Origin of the sequence: Polaribacter atrinae (assembly GCF_038023995.1) — a bacterium.
Classification (GTDB): domain Bacteria; phylum Bacteroidota; class Bacteroidia; order Flavobacteriales; family Flavobacteriaceae; genus Polaribacter; species Polaribacter atrinae.
In genome coordinates this window covers 2661669-2678859 of the sequence record NZ_CP150660.1, presented here as the reverse complement: position 1 = coordinate 2678859, position 17191 = coordinate 2661669, and the positions used below count along the sequence as shown (strand labels likewise).

Below are 17191 nucleotides of genomic sequence, written 5' to 3'. Positions count from 1 at the left end.
GCAATTTTTCTTATTGAAGAGATTACCACGTTGTATACTCCTCGTAATGACAGAAATTAATTATTCAACATAAATCACAAGAATAATTACCTCTTTTTATTCGTTTTAAAATTTTTAAAATGAAAAAAATCACATTTTTTTTATTCTTGTTTGCAAGCATTCTTGTAAACGCCCAGACATTTACACTTAACGGAAAAGTGGTAGATGAAAACAATGATTCTTTGCCAGGATCAACTATTTTAGTCAAAGAAACTAAGAAAGGAACCTCTACAGATTTTGATGGAAAATTTAGTGTAAATCTTAATAAAGGAGATTATACCATTCAAGTTTCATTTATTGGTTACAAAACAGTTTCTAAAACAGTTTCTTTAACCCAAAATGATACAATTGCGTTTTCTTTAGTACCTAATGCTACTGTTTTAGAAGAGGTTTTAGTTTCTGCAGTAAGAGTAAATGCAGATGTACCTGTTACGTTTTCTAACCTTTCTAAAAAAGAAATTGCAACCCGTAATTTAGGTCAAGATATACCTATTCTACTAAATTATATGCCTTCTGTAGTTTCTTCTAGTGATGCTGGTGCAGGTGTTGGTTACACTTATATGAGCGTGCGTGGTTCTAACGGAGAGCGAATTAATGTTACAGTAAATGGAATACCTTATAATGATGCCGAAAGCCATGGTTCTTTTTGGGTAAATTTAAGCGATTTTGCTTCTTCTACTCAGAATTTACAATTACAACGTGGTGTTGGTACATCAACAAATGGTTCTGGTGCTTTTGGTGCGAGTTTAAATATTTTAACAGATGCGGTTTCTGAAGAGGCTTCTGCAGAAATATCGAACTCTTTTGGTTCTTACGGAACTAGAAAACATACGGTAAAATTTAGTACTGGTAAAATTAACGAGCACTTTGAAGTTGCTGGTCGGTTGTCTAACATTAAATCTGATGGTTATGTAGATAGAGCTTCTGCAGATTTAAAATCTTATTATTTACAAGGTAGTTATACGGATGAAAACACGTTGATAAAAGCGATTACTTTTGGTGGTAAAGAGGTTACTTACCAAGCTTGGGAAGGTTTAACAGCAGATCAATTAAAGGAAGATAGAAGACAGAACCCGTATACGTACGAGAATGAAGTAGATGATTATGACCAAAACCATTATCAGTTACATTGGAATGAAAAACTGAATGAAAATTGGTCTACAACCTTAGGTTTAAACTACACAAAAGGTGCTGGTTTTTTCGAGCAATTTAAAGAGGAAAGAGATGCAGCAGATTATGGTAATTTAATTGTTGATGGTACAGATGTAATTGTAAGACGTTGGTTGCAGAATGATTTTTATGTGGTAAACTTTAACACGAATTACAAAACAGATAAGTTGAATTTTATATCTGGAATTTCTTATTCTAATTATACTGGAGATCATTTTGGTGAAGTAATTTGGGGAGAAGACTTAGCTCCAAATGTAAATATTAGAGATCGTTATTATTTTTCTGATGCAAAGAAAACAGACTTTTCAATCTTTGCAAAAGCTACTTTTGATATTAGTGAGAAATTGTCTGGTTATGCTGATTTACAAGGGCGTTTTGTTGGTTACCAAACAAAAGGAATTACTTCTGACATTGCTGCTATTGATGTTGATGCCAATTTTAATTTCTTTAACCCAAAGGTTGGATTAACTTATAAGATTAATGACCATAATAACTTATACACTTCTTTTGCGGTAGCAAATAGAGAACCTAATAGAAACGATTTTGAAGGCGGAGTTACCACACACGAAACTTTAAATGATTTAGAATTTGGATGGCGTTTAAAAAAGGAAAACCTTAAATTAAATACCAACATCTATTATATGGATTATAAAAATCAGTTGGTTTTAACAGGTGCTTTAGATGATGTTGGTGCGCCAGTAAGAGCAACTTCTGGTAACAGTTATCGTTTAGGTTTAGAAATTGATGCAGACATTACTGTAAGCGATCAGTTTTCTATAAAACCAAATGCTGCATTTAGTTCTAATAAAAACGAAGACTTTTTTATAACAAGAAACGGAATTGATACACCAGAAAGTTTAGGAAACACAGACTTATCTTTTTCTCCGGAAGTTGTTGCAGGAAACATGTTTATTTACAAACCTATAGAGAACTTACAAGTTTCATTTTTATCTAAATATGTTGGTAAACAATTTATGAGCAACTTTAGTAGTAAAATTTCTGACAATGATGTTTTAAACGATTATTTTACTTCTGACTTAAATATTGTTTATGAAATAAACCCAAACAAAATTTTCAAATCTATTGTGTTTTCTGCCTTAATAAATAATATTTTTAATACAGAATATGTAGACAGAGGTTATTATTACACGTATGATGATACTTGGTCTGACCCAAACAAAATTACAACGGTAGATGGCGCAGGTTACTACCCACAAGCCACTAGAAACTTCTTAGTTGGGGTTACTTTAAAGTTTTAAAAAAAGATCATTTTTAGTCATTTTTAACTAAAAATAACGCAAAAACGAAACAAAACGAGCATTTTCTATTGAAAATCGCTCGTTTTTTCGTATATTGCTAATTATGAAGAATTCATCTTTTTACATTCAAAAAAATACAAGCATTTATTGTTTCGATTTTTCTCTTTTAGAAAATCATACAGATAAATCAATTACACTTGCTTTCTAGTTTTTCTATACCTTAATTTTTTCAAGAAAATTATACCTTTTTTAATCCTCAACTTCATAATAAGTGTTTTCACACTTATTTAAAATTATATATATGAAAATTATTAAAATTCAAAGAAAAACAAAATATCAAAAATACTATTCCTCTGCAATGGGAACTTTAAACTCTAGAGTAACCTGCATTAAAAAATACTTTTTAGGGATCCCTATTAAAACAATCCATGAATACAGAGAAACGTATTATGGAGAAGTGAAAACATGTGATGATTGCAATTTATTTATTTAAAATTAATTTTAAAAAACCCCAAACAATATATGAGACAACTTAAAATTGTAAAACAAGTAACCAATCGTGACGCCAAATCTTTAGAAAAATATTTTCAAGAAATTAGTAAAATTGGGCTAATTACTGCTGATGAAGAAGTAGAACTAGCTTTAGAAATAAAAAAAGGAGACAATAGAGCGTTAGATAAACTTGTAAAAGCAAATTTAAGATTCGTTGTTTCTGTTGCAAAACAATATCAAGGTCAGGGTTTAAAGTTATCCGATTTGATAAATGAAGGGAATTTAGGCTTGGTAAAAGCAGCAAAACGTTTTGATGAAACAAGAGGTTTTAAGTTTATTTCCTACGCTGTTTGGTGGATTCGTCAATCTATTATGTCTGCTTTAGCAGAACAATCTCGTATTGTACGTTTGCCTTTAAATAAAATTGGTAGTATTAATAAAATACGAAAAATATATGCTCGTTTAGAACAAGGAGCGGAACGCATGCCTACTAATAAAGAAATTGCAAAACAGTTAGACATGACGGAAACTGAGGTAGAACAATCTCTAAGAAATTCTGGTAGACACGTATCTATGGATGCACCGTTTAAAGAAGGTGAAGATACTAATCTATACAATGTTTTACAGTCTGACGAGTCTCCAAGACCCGATAAAGACTTAATAAAACAATCATTATCTATAGAGATTAATAGAGCTTTAGATACACTATCTCAAAAAGAAGCAAGAGTGATAAAAATGTTTTACGGTATTAACTTACCGAGTCCTTATAGTTTAACTGAAATAGGAGAAACCATTGATTTATCTAGAGAAAGAGTGCGCCAAGTAAAGCAAAAAGCAATTAGACGCTTACAACATCAATCTAAGACACATCTTTTAAAAACATATTTAGGATAAACATTTTGTTTATTTTTTTTTCACAAAATTATTACAAATAAAAAGGGAGCGATATGCTCCCTTTTTATTTTCTTATATACACCTTACCACACTATTCGGCAGTTAATAGCAATACAATTTTATTAAAATCTGCAGCACTATTAATAACAGTTCTGTAATCCTCATACATAGCAACTTCAATAATATTTTCTTTATAATATTCGTTGGCAGTTACCGTTAACGTGTTTCCTTCTAATTGATAAGAAGATTTAAAAAAGAAGATTTCTTTTCCGTCTTTCACATACGAGTTGTCAATATTAATATCATCTAAATTGGTAATTTTATACCCCTCAGGAATATGAAGTGTTAAAGTTCTCTTGTAACCTCTATGAAACTGTCCTTCTAACGGTAAAACCCTTTCTTTTTCTTGATACAATTCTATCTGTTGCCCAATTAAATCACCTAGCTTAAACAAGTATTTTCTTCCTGCTTTTTCTACAAAAGCTTCCGTAGTAAAATCTACCTTAATCTGTAAAGGCTTTACTCCAAATAGTTCTGCATCATCATTTATCAATTCTCTATTTTGAGCTTCAAACTCGTAAGTCATGCTTTCTACAAAACTATCTACCAAGTCATTTCTAGCATCTTCACCCTGAATTAAATGCATAAAAGGCTGTATGTTCATTGCATAATAACCGCTAAAAGTTCTATCTAAATGAACGGTGTTTTCAGTTAAATTCTCTTTATTAAAATCGATTGTTACCTTCATAACATCTAAAACCTCATCTACTTTTACAGGTTCTATATATTTAATTCTTCCTGTAACAGATTTCTGATCTCCAACTACGCCTTCTTTTAAAAACAATCCATAATTATCCGTTACATAAGGCATTGGAAACCCATACCTTGTTCCGGATGCATTTGGAGATAAATACCTTTTAGAAGTAGGAAAATATAATAAAAAGTCTGTTAAAAAATTAGTCGCTTCAAATTCTGGGTCGAACTTCATTTCAGTTCTATCCGTTGTTATTACTAATTCATGTGCTATATTTAACGTTCTTAAAACAGCTATATATAACTTAATAACTCCGCTTTCATTAGCTAGTTGTGTTGTTAAAATAAGATCTAAATCTTGCAAATCTTCATTATAAACATCTTGAGAATATACCGTTGATTTTATATAAAAATCTAATTTTCTAATGATACTTTCTTGATCTGCATTTTTAGGCAATGCTAATTCTTTAATAAAATCGTTTAGTAAACCCTTTGTCTTTTCTGAATATTCTGGATAATAAGAAGCGTATACATTTTGCGCTATACTACTGTAAGAGATAATATCTTCGTCCATATTATCTACATTTTTATCCATTTTATACACTATAAAACCTCTAGAAGCATTGTAAGGAGCTTGGTATTCATTCTCTAATTTCTGAACCTTAGCAGCATGTAATTTATAATGTAATTTTACGGTACTTAAAGTGTCTCTTTCTACATTTTGTATATTATTATAGCTCTTAAACTTAAAAAGTAAATTACTCGGAGAATATAAATCGAACTCTACTTTGTCTTTATAATACCCATCTTGGATGTAAAATTTTTTCCCAGTATAATTTGGCGGTCTTTTTACCACATACATATATTCTATAAAACTTCCTTTTGAAATACCTTCTAAGGCAAAATATTTGTAAGTATTACCAGTTTCTTCATCTTCTGCTGTTAGTATTTTAGATTTGTCTAAGTTGATGATTTTTCCGCCTGGAGTAATTACTCTTGCTTTATTTACGCGCAATTCTGCGTCTGACGAAAATGGTAAATAGATTTTATTATACTCCTCAATTGCATCATCAGAATTAAGCCATAAAACTTTGTGTTCTAAATAAAATTCAACCAAATCTTCATCTTGAAAATAAAACTCTGTGACTGTTTTTTCTTTAACAGCAATCATATCTTCTTCAATTTCATTATCTACCGTATAATTCGGACTTACTTCCCAATCATAACTCTCAAAAAAAGGTATTTCCTGAGAAACGACCATCTGAAAAGTAAATAACAAGGCTATTAATAGGTTTATTTTAATCTTCATAATTCTGCTTTATTCTTTTTTTAAAACTACAATTTCTTTATAATTTCTTTCTATTTTTTGAATCTCTTTGTTCACTTCTTTTTGTTGTTCTGTTGATAAAACTAAGAAGTTTAATTCAATTTCATGCTCATAAACCACCTCATTTCCCTTTATTTGATACGTAATTTTACAAGTCAATAAATCGTTAGAAACAGTTACTGATTCTGGCACATAATCTACTTTATAACCTACCGGAATTTCTAATTTAGTGGTATAATTATACTGTTTTTGATACTCATATTCTATCGCATTCTTTCGGTTTTTATCCGTTTTATAGAAAGAAATCTCTTTATTCAAATTTAGGTTGATATAAATTTCATCACCCAAATTTTTAGCATAATTCTTAATTTCAAAATCATAATCCACAATAAAATCATTATCATAATGATACTTATTCGTTTCTTTAAAATTATTGATTTGAAAAGTATTATTCCCTTTCTCAAACGCACTTTTATAGAATTTCTTCAACTTAGTTTCTGAGTTTCCAGATTCTAACGTATGAAAAATATCAATTTTTGGATACCCAGAAATCGTTGTTTTAGAAGATCCAAAAACACTACCGTTTTCAATTTTAATATTAGTTACATCTATAATTGCATTTTCTTTCGCAGCTATAATGGGCACCGTTTTAATCTTAAAATCTTTTCCATAACCTACCAACGCTTCTTTACCTTGAATAAATGAAGTTGGAGTTCCGAATTTAATATACCTACCTGTAGCATCTAAATAATAGGTTTTTCCGTTGTTCTCATAAGAGAGAATCATGTGATTATCTACAACGGGTGTTGGCACCTCATCATACGTATACGGAATGCTTCTTGTACCAATCCATGTTAAATTTCCTTTAACACCTGCAATTTCTAACATGCTATAAAGTATACTCGAATTGTCTTTACAATCGCCATATTTCTTTCTAAACACCTCATTCGATTCTCTCGGAATAAAGCCACCTAAGGCATACTCAAAAGCAATGTATTTTATGTTTTGCTGCGTCCAATAATAAATGGATTTCACTTTTTCTAGATCCGTTTTTTTATCTGCTGTAATTTTAGAAACCAAGTCTACCAATTCTTTAGCTGGTGCTTCTGTATTTACATTTTCTACCAAAGAATAATACCAAGTGTATAAATCTGAAACCTTACCTAATAACTTAATATTTTCACCTTTAATTTTATAAGAAGTGATAATTGGTACAATGTGCGGTAAAATAGTTTTGTAACTGGGTGTATTTGACTCAAAATCATATTCCTGTTGATTATTTAAAACCCATGTATAAATTACCTTATCACCTTTTTTAGCTTCGGTAAACTGAATATTATCATCAACAATATTAAATTTCTTAAATTCTAAATGCACATTTTCATCAACAATAATAGTGACTTTGTTTTTTTGAACAGGAAAATAATCACCAAAATAAAAAGGAGTTAAAAAACGAGGGTTTTTAATTCTCTGAGAATATTTCAAAATCGATTTAGACCCTTTTTTTAAATTTGGATATACAAAATTTAACAATGTAGAATCATCATGAAAAGACTGATTTAATTCATCTTTTTTAGTAAATTTTTCTACTTTATTTTCTACATATTCATTATTGTCAAAAGAAAAAGAAGAAGCTTCTATGTTCTTTAATTCAAAAAAGGCAGAGAAATTTAAAGTATTCTTAGAGTTATAGGTGGCAGCATCATTTAAATACAAATCTTCCTCAAAAAACGCTTGATCTATTTGTAAACTATCATTTACAACGGTTATTGCAATAGTAGTTTCTTGCTGTAAACGAACTCTTGCAGCTTCTGGATGCGCTTTATTATATCTTAAAAACTCTGCAGAATACTGAGCGTTTAAGCTTGTTACCATTGATAAAAAAAATGTAAGAAAAACTAATTTATAAATGCTCAAACTTGTCTGTTTTATATGAAACTAAAATACAAAAAAGAGAGAACAAAAACCTTATGTAAAGCTCTTGTTCTCTCTTTTTTATGTGTTTTTTAACGTTAAGAATCTATTCTATCAATAGTATAACAAACAATAGTTTTTACGTTGTGTAAAACCCTGTTTTTATTATCTACTTCTAGAGTTTCTAATTAAATTTAGTTTTCTTGTTTCCATTTGTTATATCCTCCTAAAACATTGTAGACTTCATAACCATTTTCCTGAAGTATTTTAGAGGCTTTCTCGCTTCTATTGCCGCTTCTACAGTATAAGTAAACTGGTTTAGATTTATCTAATATCTCAGAAGCTTTCTCTTTAAAATTAGTATCAAAATAGTTTGAAAAAGTGGCCGTTGCTATTGCACCTTCTTTAATTTCTTTTGGTGTTCTAACATCCATTAATTGAATTTTTTCTTTAGAAAGTAATTCTTTTAATTCCTTTGTAGAAATTGATTTTACTTCTACTTGCGAGCTGCAATTCATAAAAAAGAAACTCATCAATAAAAGGCATAAAACATTTTTCTTCATTTTTTATTTTAAAGTTGAAGGACAAACAGCTGCTGATCTTTCTATATTAGAATTTCTTATGGCAGCATAACCACCTGCAACATCAATTACATTGTGAATACCTCTTGCTTTTAAGATAGAAGCTGCAATTACAGAGCGATAACCTCCACCACAATACACGTAGAAATCTCCTTTTTCTGGAAACTCAGAAATATGATCATTTAAAAAATCTAACGGAGTATTTTTAACTCCTACAATATGTTCACTTGCATATTCTCCAGGTTTTCTAGCATCAAAAACTACCGCATTTTCTTTGATTTTATCTTCTAAAACCTGAACAGAAACAGAGGTTAATGTATCTATTTCTTTACCTGCTTTTTGCCAAGCATCAAAACTACCTTCTAAATATCCTAAAACATTATCGAAACCAACTCTAGATAAACGCGTAATGGTATCTTCTTCTCTTCCTTCTGGAGCGACCAACAAAATTGGTTGCTTAATATCTTTAATCAATGCACCAACCCAAGGAGCAAAACCACCATCGATACCAATAAAAATAGATTGCGGAATAAAGCCTTTTACAAACTCCGTTTGATGACGAACATCTAAAATAACTGCACCTGTTTCATTTGCAATAATTTCAAAATCTTTAACAGATAATGGCTTTTCACTATTTTTGATAACCTCATCAATACTTTTATACCCTTCTTTATTCAGCTTTACATTTAAAGGAAAGTAAGCTGGAGGAGGCAATAAACCATCAGTTACTTCTTTTACAAACTCTTCTTTAGTCATGTTTGCTCTTAAAGCATAATTGGTTTCTTTTTGATTACCAATAGTACCTACCGTTTCTTTACTTAAGTTTTTACCACAAGCAGAACCAGCTCCGTGTGCAGGATATACAATAACCTCATCAGCCAAAGTCATTACTTTAGTACGCAAACTATCAAATAAAAACCCTGCTAAATCTTTTTCTGTAATATCTCCTTTTTGTGCTAAATCTGGGCGACCAACATCACCTAAAAACAAGGTATCTCCACTAAAAAGAGCATGATCTTTTCCGTTTTCATCTTTCAATAAATAACAAGTACTCTCCATAGTATGTCCTGGAGTATGCAATACGGTAATGGTAATATCTCCTACCTTAAAAACCTGATTATCTTCTGCTATAATTGCATTAAAATTAGTTTCTGCTGTTGGACCAAATACAATATCTGCTCCTGTTTTTTCTGCCAATGTAACGTGCCCGCTCACAAAATCTGCATGAAAATGCGTTTCGAAAATATATTTGATTTTTGCATTATTTTTTGCTGCACTATCTATATAATCTTGTACTTCTCTTAATGGGTCTATAATAGCAACTTCGCCATTACTTTCTATGTAGTAAGCCCCTTGAGCTAAACAACCTGTATAAATTTGTTCTATAATCATTTTTATAATTTTTAACACCTACAAAGTATTTTTAATACTGAATTAAATTCAGAAATTATACTCATAGGATAAGTGACTAATTCTTTTTAATGATATGCTTGGTGTATGTATTTAGCATATTTTTCTTGTTGTTTTCTGTCGCCAGTTTTGTAGAATTTTACGGCATCATTAGAGCGCATAAAAAAGTGATTGATATCTATAATTGATAAAATTCCGCTTCTAAATAAATCGTCTCTTACAGGGCCTTTTACGCCTGCTAATAAAAAAGTAATACCTTTCTTTTTATAGTATTTAATTCGCTCTTTTAACATTTCTACTCCCGTACTATCTACTCTATTTATGCTTTCTGCATCTAAAACTATCAATTTTAAAGCCGCTCCTTTTCTATGTGCCATTTCATCTAGCTTATCTCTAAAATAGCTCGAATTTGCATAAAATATCTGAGCATCAAACCTAAAAATTAAAACATCATCTTCTATAATAACTTCTTCAAAACGACTTCTATTTCTGTAAAAATTAGAGTTGGGCACTTTCCCTAGTTCCGCTACATAAGGTCTAGATGTTCTATAAATTAATACAATTAAAGACAACCCTACGCCAACTATAATACCAAATTCGATTCCTAATAATAATGTGCCAATAAATGTGGCTAACATCAACCAGAAATCTAAATGATTTGCTCTCCATAAAAAAACCGCTTCTTTAATATTTACCAAATTAAAAACCGCTACAATAATAATGGCTGCCAAAACTGTTTTTGGTAAATGATAAAATAATGGCGTTAAAAATAATAGTGTAAAAACAACCATTACAACAGAAATTAAAGCTGCCATACCTGTTCTTGCTCCACTTTCTTGATTAATTGCAGAACGAGAAAAACTAGATGTGGTTGGATATGCTTTAAACAAAGATCCTACCATATTACTGATTCCTAATGCTATTAATTCTTGATTGGGTATTATTCTATATTCGTCTTGTTTTGCTTCTAATGATTTACCTATAGAAATGGTTTCTAAATAACCAACCATCACCAATGTAAATGCAATTGGTAATAACTCTCTTATTAAGTCGATATCAAACTCCGGAATACCAAATGTTGGCAAGCCAGAAGGAATGTCTTTTACAATAGAAACCTCACCAAAAGAAGCACCAAAATATTTTAATACTACAATTCCGAGAACAACAACTATTAAGGCACTTGGTATTTTTTTGTTGATTTTTCTAAAAATAATAATGACCACAACAGAAATTAAACCAATAACAGTTGTTGGATGATTAAAGTTGACTATTTTATCAAAAACATCAACCACAACATACTGTAATTGATCACTTTGCACAAAATCGACTCCAAATAAATTCCGAAATTGATTGAAGCCAATAATTAACGCTACCGCGGATGTAAAACCAGTAATAACAGGTTTAGATAGAAAGTTTACAATAAACCCCAAACTAAAAACCCCCATTATAAATTGGATTGCCCCCACCATTAAAGCTAACAGTATAGCTATAGCTATGTAACTCTCAGAACCTGCCAAAGCCAAGGTAGAAACACCAGTAGCTACAATTAAAGAATCCATCGCTACAGGACCAATTGCCACCTGCCTAGAAGATCCAAAAATAGCATACATAACTTGGGGCACCAAAGCACAATATAAACCATAAATTGGTGGTAAACCTGCAATTAAAGCATACGCAATTCCTTGCGGAATTAAAATAATACCAACAGTGATTCCTGCCAATAAATCTCCTTTAAAAAGAGTTGTATTGTAGTTTGGTAACCACTCTAAAATTGGTATTATTTTTTTTATATTCATTTCTTGAGAATCAAGAAAATAGAATCAAGAATAAAGACAGATATTCTTATTCTATTACTTTAATATTTTTATTTAATTGGTTAATTTCATCTATTCACACAACACACTCTTGTTTCTAAAATTAAATAACGAACACATAGTAACATCAAAAACATAAATTGTTGTCTATTTTCTATTCTCTTTACTCTTGTTTCATTTTTCTCTAAAACAATTCTCCTTGACTTTTCCCTTTTACGCGTCCTAAATGTTTGTACGCTAAATCGGTTACTTCTCTTCCTCTAGGAGTTCTCATGATAAATCCTTGCTGAATTAAAAAAGGTTCGTACACCTCTTCAATCGTTTCTGTGTTTTCAGAAACTGCAGTTGCAATAGTGCTTAAACCTACAGGTCCTCCTTTAAATTTATCGATAATAGTCATTAGAATTTTATTATCCATTTCATCTAAACCATGAGCATCTACATTTAATGCCTTTAACGCAAATTTTGCAATATCTATAGTAATTTTTCCATTTCCTTTTATTTGAGCAAAATCTCTAACTCTTCTTAATAAGGCATTTGCAATTCTTGGTGTACCTCTACTTCTTCCTGCAATTTCAATTGCAGATTCCATAGAAATAGGAACTCCCAAAATAAATGCACTTCTTTGAATAATTGTAGTTAATAAATCTGTTTTGTAATAATGTAACCTACTACTTATTCCAAAACGAGCTCTCATTGGTGCAGTTAACAACCCAGATCTGGTTGTTGCTCCAATTAAAGTAAAAGGTTCTAAATTTATTTGAACTGTTCTGGCATTGGGGCCAGATTCTATCATAATATCAATTTTATAATCTTCCATTGCAGAGTATAAATATTCTTCTACAATAGGACTTAATCTATGAATTTCATCAATAAATAAAACATCTCGCTCATCTAGATTTGTTAACAAACCCGCTAAATCTCCTGGCTTGTCTAAAACAGGACCAGAAGTAACCTTTATACCTACTTCTAATTCGTTGGCTAAAATATGCGCCAAGGTTGTTTTTCCTAAACCAGGAGGTCCATGAAACAATGTGTGATCTAAAGCTTCTCCTCTTTGATTTGCTGCTTCAACAAATATTTTTAGGTTATCTATGGCTTGATCTTGTCCTGTGAAATCATCAAAAGAAAGCGGACGTAATTTTTTTTCTACATCTAAATCTTCGTTCGATAAATTGTTGTTTTCAGGATTTAAGTTTTCATTCATAACCACAAATATAATTGAATTTAAATTACAGTTTTGTATGTTTTGTTACATAACCAAAAAAGCCTTTCCAAATAGGAAAGGCTTTTTGTAAATACATGAATTAATCCCTTATTTTTTTAACATTTTACGAGAAAATGTTCCTTTGTTTGTTTTTACGTGTACGATATACACAGAGGCTGATAATTCACCTACTTCTAAGTCAATTTTTTCATCTAATACATTTAGACTCCAATTTTTAACTCTCTGACCTAATACATTAAAAACCGCAACGTTTTCTATAGTAAAACTGCTTTTATTAACTATTGATATTTTATTCGAATCATTATCCATATAAACCTTTAAATTAGATTCTAAAACCTCATCCGTTACAGATAATACTTTAGATTCATTAAAAGTGATAAAAAATCTGTTTTCATAAACTCCTTTTGACAATGGTAATTCAACTACCTCATCAGTTTTTAATTCTCTAGTTGTATTTTCTAAAGCATCAAATAAATAAATTTTACGGTCAATATTTTCTAATTCATCTATTCGGATAAAAAGAGGTTCATTAGAATCTACAAGAATTGTAAGTGGAACTTTTAAAGCTTCATTAATCCCCTCAACTCCTGCAATAGCTAATTTCTTATGATCCATTTCATCAAAATCCCAATAAACATCAGACGATTGAACATCTATCATTACACTTTCGTAACCATAATCAAAACCATAAGAATGATTTTCATTAAATGAAATTCCTATTTGCCTATGAAGCTTTAGATAGTCTTTATTTGTAAAATCCATACCTAACTTTAAAATAGGAAGCGAACTATTAGTTGTTTTCTTCTCTTGTCCTTTAAAAAAATAAGGTTCTACTGTTTGATAACTTCTTTGCTTGTTATTAAAATTAATGGTTCCTCCGTCTGTATCTGAAAACACAAAAAATCCCTGACCTAAAGCAACATACCTTGATGGAGTAGTATACGTGTAAGAATCTGTTAATCCGTTTGTACCAACAACACTTGTAGCAGCTGTTGCCATAGAAAAAGTTAATTGAGCATAACCTCCTTCATAACCCGCTTTTGTGTGCCCTTGATCTGATGCTTCACCAGAATGTTCCCAAAAATAAAGCGTCCCATCAATAGTGTCTTCATTATTTAAAATAAATGCTTTTCCATCTAAAGTACCTGCATATGGGTTTCCAATAAGACTATTTGTATTTGCTGATAAATTAAATGAAATATCTCCATCAACCGGACTTCCATAAAACGTAAAATATTGTGGATTAAGACCTGTACTTTTCATAATATACCCTAAACCTTTAGACAAGTAACCTTCTTCTTTTAATTGTACCCAATCATTATTTCCGGCACTATTAAAATAAGCCCAAATCCAATAACTAGATATTTGTATAGGACTAGTAGAAGCACCATCATAACCACCTACAAAATTAATATCTGTAATTGTAGAATTTGCAGAAAGGTCTCCTCCTGTATCTTTCATTATTTCTGATACTCTATACGTATTACCACCAATAAATTCTACAACTGGAGACGACCAATAGTTGTATCTAAACACATTAGGAACCTTACTTTTTTGGCTTATTAATAATTTTCCATTACCGGTAACCGCACTTTTACCATCGTGTACCTGAATAAACTGTGCAGTTCCTAAAATTCTAATTTGCGCTTTCACATTAATATTAGTATTGTTTAACACAATTAACGCATTATCACTCACACTTAACACATTACTATCTTGCACATCTAAGATTCTTGCATTTAAACTACCTGTAGCATGTGTATACGTTTCTCTTACAATTACATTTCTAGACTTATCCGGAAAACCGTTACTCCACGCAGCTCCTGTACGAATAGTTGGACTTATTCTATGCAAACCTAAACCACAATTTGTTTCATTAATTGGTGTTTTTACTTCTGATAAAAGTGGCGCATTTGCATGTCTTACAATTGCAGGAATTGGCTCTGCATCTCCAACAACAGCTATAGCATCATCTATAAAAGAAATCCATTCTGATACCGTAAAAGAAGTATTTGCTTTGGTTATTTCATCGATACGAACCAGAGAAGTTTCATTACTAATATTTTTTACAACATCATATCTATTTTCCCATGCAGAAGCATTTATGGTTTTTGAAAGAATTATAGTATCGTCTCCATCTGCTAAATCCGTAATACTAGCATCTGTTAATTCGGTAGGACTATTTATAAAAGTAACTCCCGGAATTGATGCAACAGATTTTATAACAACAGAACCACCTGCAGGTATGCTTGCTATTGTTAAATCCGCCGTAGGCATAATAGCACTTGCAGAAGCAATACCTAAATCTTTAAATAAAACTAAACTGATATTAGTTACAGTTGTTGTTCCAATATTTGTTAATTCTATTGCGTTACCCGACGCCGTTTGATACACTTGACTAATAATTACCGGTAACAAACTACAGCTTTGGTCTTGTATTAAATTATCTTGACTACTCCCTAATAATTGACCATTACTACTAGCTACTACAGGAATACCTTTTTCATCTACATCCCCTTTTAATCGATTATTACCATCTACATCTGCAAAAGTAAAAGTTGCACCACCTTCTAAAGCATCCGGACAGCCATCTCCATCACTATCTGTATCAAACTGATCTATGATTCCATCTAAATCAATATCATACCGATCATCTATATTATCTGAATTAGAATCTACAAAACCACTAAGAGCTGGGTCTTTGTAATCTATAATTCCGTTTTTATTTGTATCTGCAATCGGGTTTCCGCTATATGCATTTTCTGCAGTATCTAAAATTCCATCATTATCGTCATCTAAATCAATAATATCAATTATTCCATCTAAATCAGTATCAGTAGTATCACAAGCTAAAACACTTCCATTTTGGCTATCACCAATATCTTGTCCTACTCCAGCACCAGCTTCTGTTAAAGTTGGTATTCCCTGTACATTTACAGCTCCAATAATTACAAAATTAGCATCTAAATCCGTTTGCTTAACAGTACCTGTTGCTTCTAAAGCATCTGGACAACCATCTCCATCACTATCTAAATCTAAATAATTAGCAATTCCGTCTCCATCAAAATCTCCAGTTCCTTCATCAGAATCTAAAATCCCATCATTATCATCATCTAAATCATCCGTATCTTTTACACCATCACAATCATTATCTTCTCCTGCTTCAGATATTGTTTGTGTGTTATTACTTGGGTCACTATCTGGTTGAAACAATCCGGTTGCTGTAGCTGTAAAACTGATAGGAAATGAAGCCGTACTTACGGATGTATTAACTGTTAGCGTTACACTTTCTCCTACTGATAAATTATCAATAGTCCAGGTATTATTCGTATTATTAAAACTTGCTGATAAAGGAGAAACACCTGCTTCGGAAAAAACTGCAGAATTACTAGTTGCTGTCATACCAACTGGAATTGTAAAATCTACCTCAAAATCTTTTGATAATTCGGTAGCAGATTTATTAGTTATCGTTGTTGTAAAAGTAGCCGTAGTAGGCGCACAAAAATCATCTGCAGAAATCATTGAATTAGACACTTCTAAATCAGTTGCCGGCAGTAGTATTTTTATGGCATCATAATTATAAGCCGTAAAAGCAATATCTGTACTACCAGAAGTAGTATGTACAAAATTAGTTACTTGGTTAAAATTACTAGTTGTAAGACCAAAATCACTTAACTTTATAGAAAGAACCCTTAGGTCTCTATAGGTGTCTATACCAAATGTATTTTTAACCAACCCTGTAGCAGGATTTACTCTATAAATAGTCCAATCTGTTCCTCCTACAATAGCTACATTTCCAAAAGTAACGTTGATTTCCGACCCTACTATAACACCTGCACTATCTATAAATTTAAACTTATCTGTATTTCCAGGAGCTCCTGTCTGAGTTACAATAATATCTGGCATCGCATCATTAATACTTACTGCCTGATTTATTACAATAGCATCGTATATGATTACTTGACTTTCTATATTAAAAAAATTTGTTGCTAACTCTAAACCATTACTACCATCTCTTACAAAATGAGAAGGAACAATAGGGTTAAACGTTTTTATATAATCTGTTGCATTATTGTTTTGCGAAACTCCTCCCCAATTAGTTCCAATACCAATTAATTCTTCCGATTTATAATCAATAGAAGCAGGCATTGGAAATGAAACAAAATTACCAGTAGTATATGTTATATTATTAGCTGTTAAAGTTGCATCATTAACACCGGTAGAATATGTAGCACCATCTACTGTAAATCCTAATAAATTATTAGAATCATCATAAGTTACAGGCACAGCCGTTGTAGAAGTATAAAAAC

10 protein-coding genes are annotated in these 17191 nt (G+C 31.1%); 3 read left to right on the top strand and 7 right to left on the bottom strand.

From position 1 onward, the window contains the following. Positions 1-119: 119 nt before the first annotated feature. The 3 genes from WG945_RS11720 (at position 120) to WG945_RS11710 (ending at position 3854) form a co-directional block, all read left to right on the top strand. Positions 120-2468 carry a TonB-dependent receptor gene (locus tag WG945_RS11720; protein WP_068449206.1) on the top strand — a complete coding sequence of 783 codons (2349 nt, stop codon included), beginning with the start codon at positions 120-122 and terminating at the stop codon, positions 2466-2468. Positions 2469-2769: 301 nt separating this feature from the next. Beyond that, positions 2770-2961 (top strand): hypothetical protein, encoded by a 192-nt coding sequence (locus WG945_RS11715; protein WP_068449205.1) that lies wholly within the window; start codon positions 2770-2772, stop codon positions 2959-2961. 29 nt (positions 2962-2990) lie between these two features. Then, entirely contained in the window at positions 2991-3854 is an 864-nt protein-coding gene (locus WG945_RS11710; RefSeq protein WP_068449388.1) for a sigma-70 family RNA polymerase sigma factor, read from the top strand. Between the two features lie 91 nt (positions 3855-3945). Here the strand turns inward: WG945_RS11710 and WG945_RS11705 are convergent, their stop codons facing one another. From WG945_RS11705 to WG945_RS11675, 7 genes are all read right to left on the bottom strand, one after another. Beyond that, a complete protein-coding gene (locus WG945_RS11705) occupies positions 3946-5916 on the bottom strand; it encodes a DUF3857 domain-containing protein (protein WP_068449203.1) in 1971 nt (656 codons plus the stop codon). 9 nt (positions 5917-5925) lie between these two features. After that, the gene (locus tag WG945_RS11700) at positions 5926-7809 is read right to left on the bottom strand and encodes a transglutaminase domain-containing protein (RefSeq protein WP_068449200.1); all 1884 of its coding nucleotides are present in this window, start codon (positions 7807-7809) and stop codon (positions 5926-5928) included. Between the two features lie 233 nt (positions 7810-8042). Continuing rightward, complete coding sequence (locus WG945_RS11695) at positions 8043-8411, bottom strand: rhodanese-like domain-containing protein (RefSeq protein WP_231874606.1); 369 nt, start codon at positions 8409-8411, stop codon at positions 8043-8045. A gap of 3 nt (positions 8412-8414) precedes the next feature. Continuing rightward, positions 8415-9821 carry an MBL fold metallo-hydrolase gene (locus tag WG945_RS11690; RefSeq protein WP_068449196.1) on the bottom strand — a complete coding sequence of 469 codons (1407 nt, stop codon included), beginning with the start codon at positions 9819-9821 and terminating at the stop codon, positions 8415-8417. An 86-nt stretch (positions 9822-9907) separates the two neighbouring features. Next, positions 9908-11635: a SulP family inorganic anion transporter gene (locus WG945_RS11685; protein WP_068449193.1), complete on the bottom strand. Its 1728-nt coding sequence runs from the start codon at positions 11633-11635 to the stop codon at positions 9908-9910. A gap of 202 nt (positions 11636-11837) precedes the next feature. Continuing rightward, positions 11838-12860: a Holliday junction branch migration DNA helicase RuvB gene (gene ruvB, locus WG945_RS11680; RefSeq protein ID WP_068449189.1), complete on the bottom strand. Its 1023-nt coding sequence runs from the start codon at positions 12858-12860 to the stop codon at positions 11838-11840. 108 nt (positions 12861-12968) lie between these two features. After that, positions 12969-17168 carry a T9SS type A sorting domain-containing protein gene (locus WG945_RS11675; RefSeq protein WP_068449187.1) on the bottom strand — a complete coding sequence of 1400 codons (4200 nt, stop codon included), beginning with the start codon at positions 17166-17168 and terminating at the stop codon, positions 12969-12971. Positions 17169-17191 lie beyond the last annotated feature (23 nt).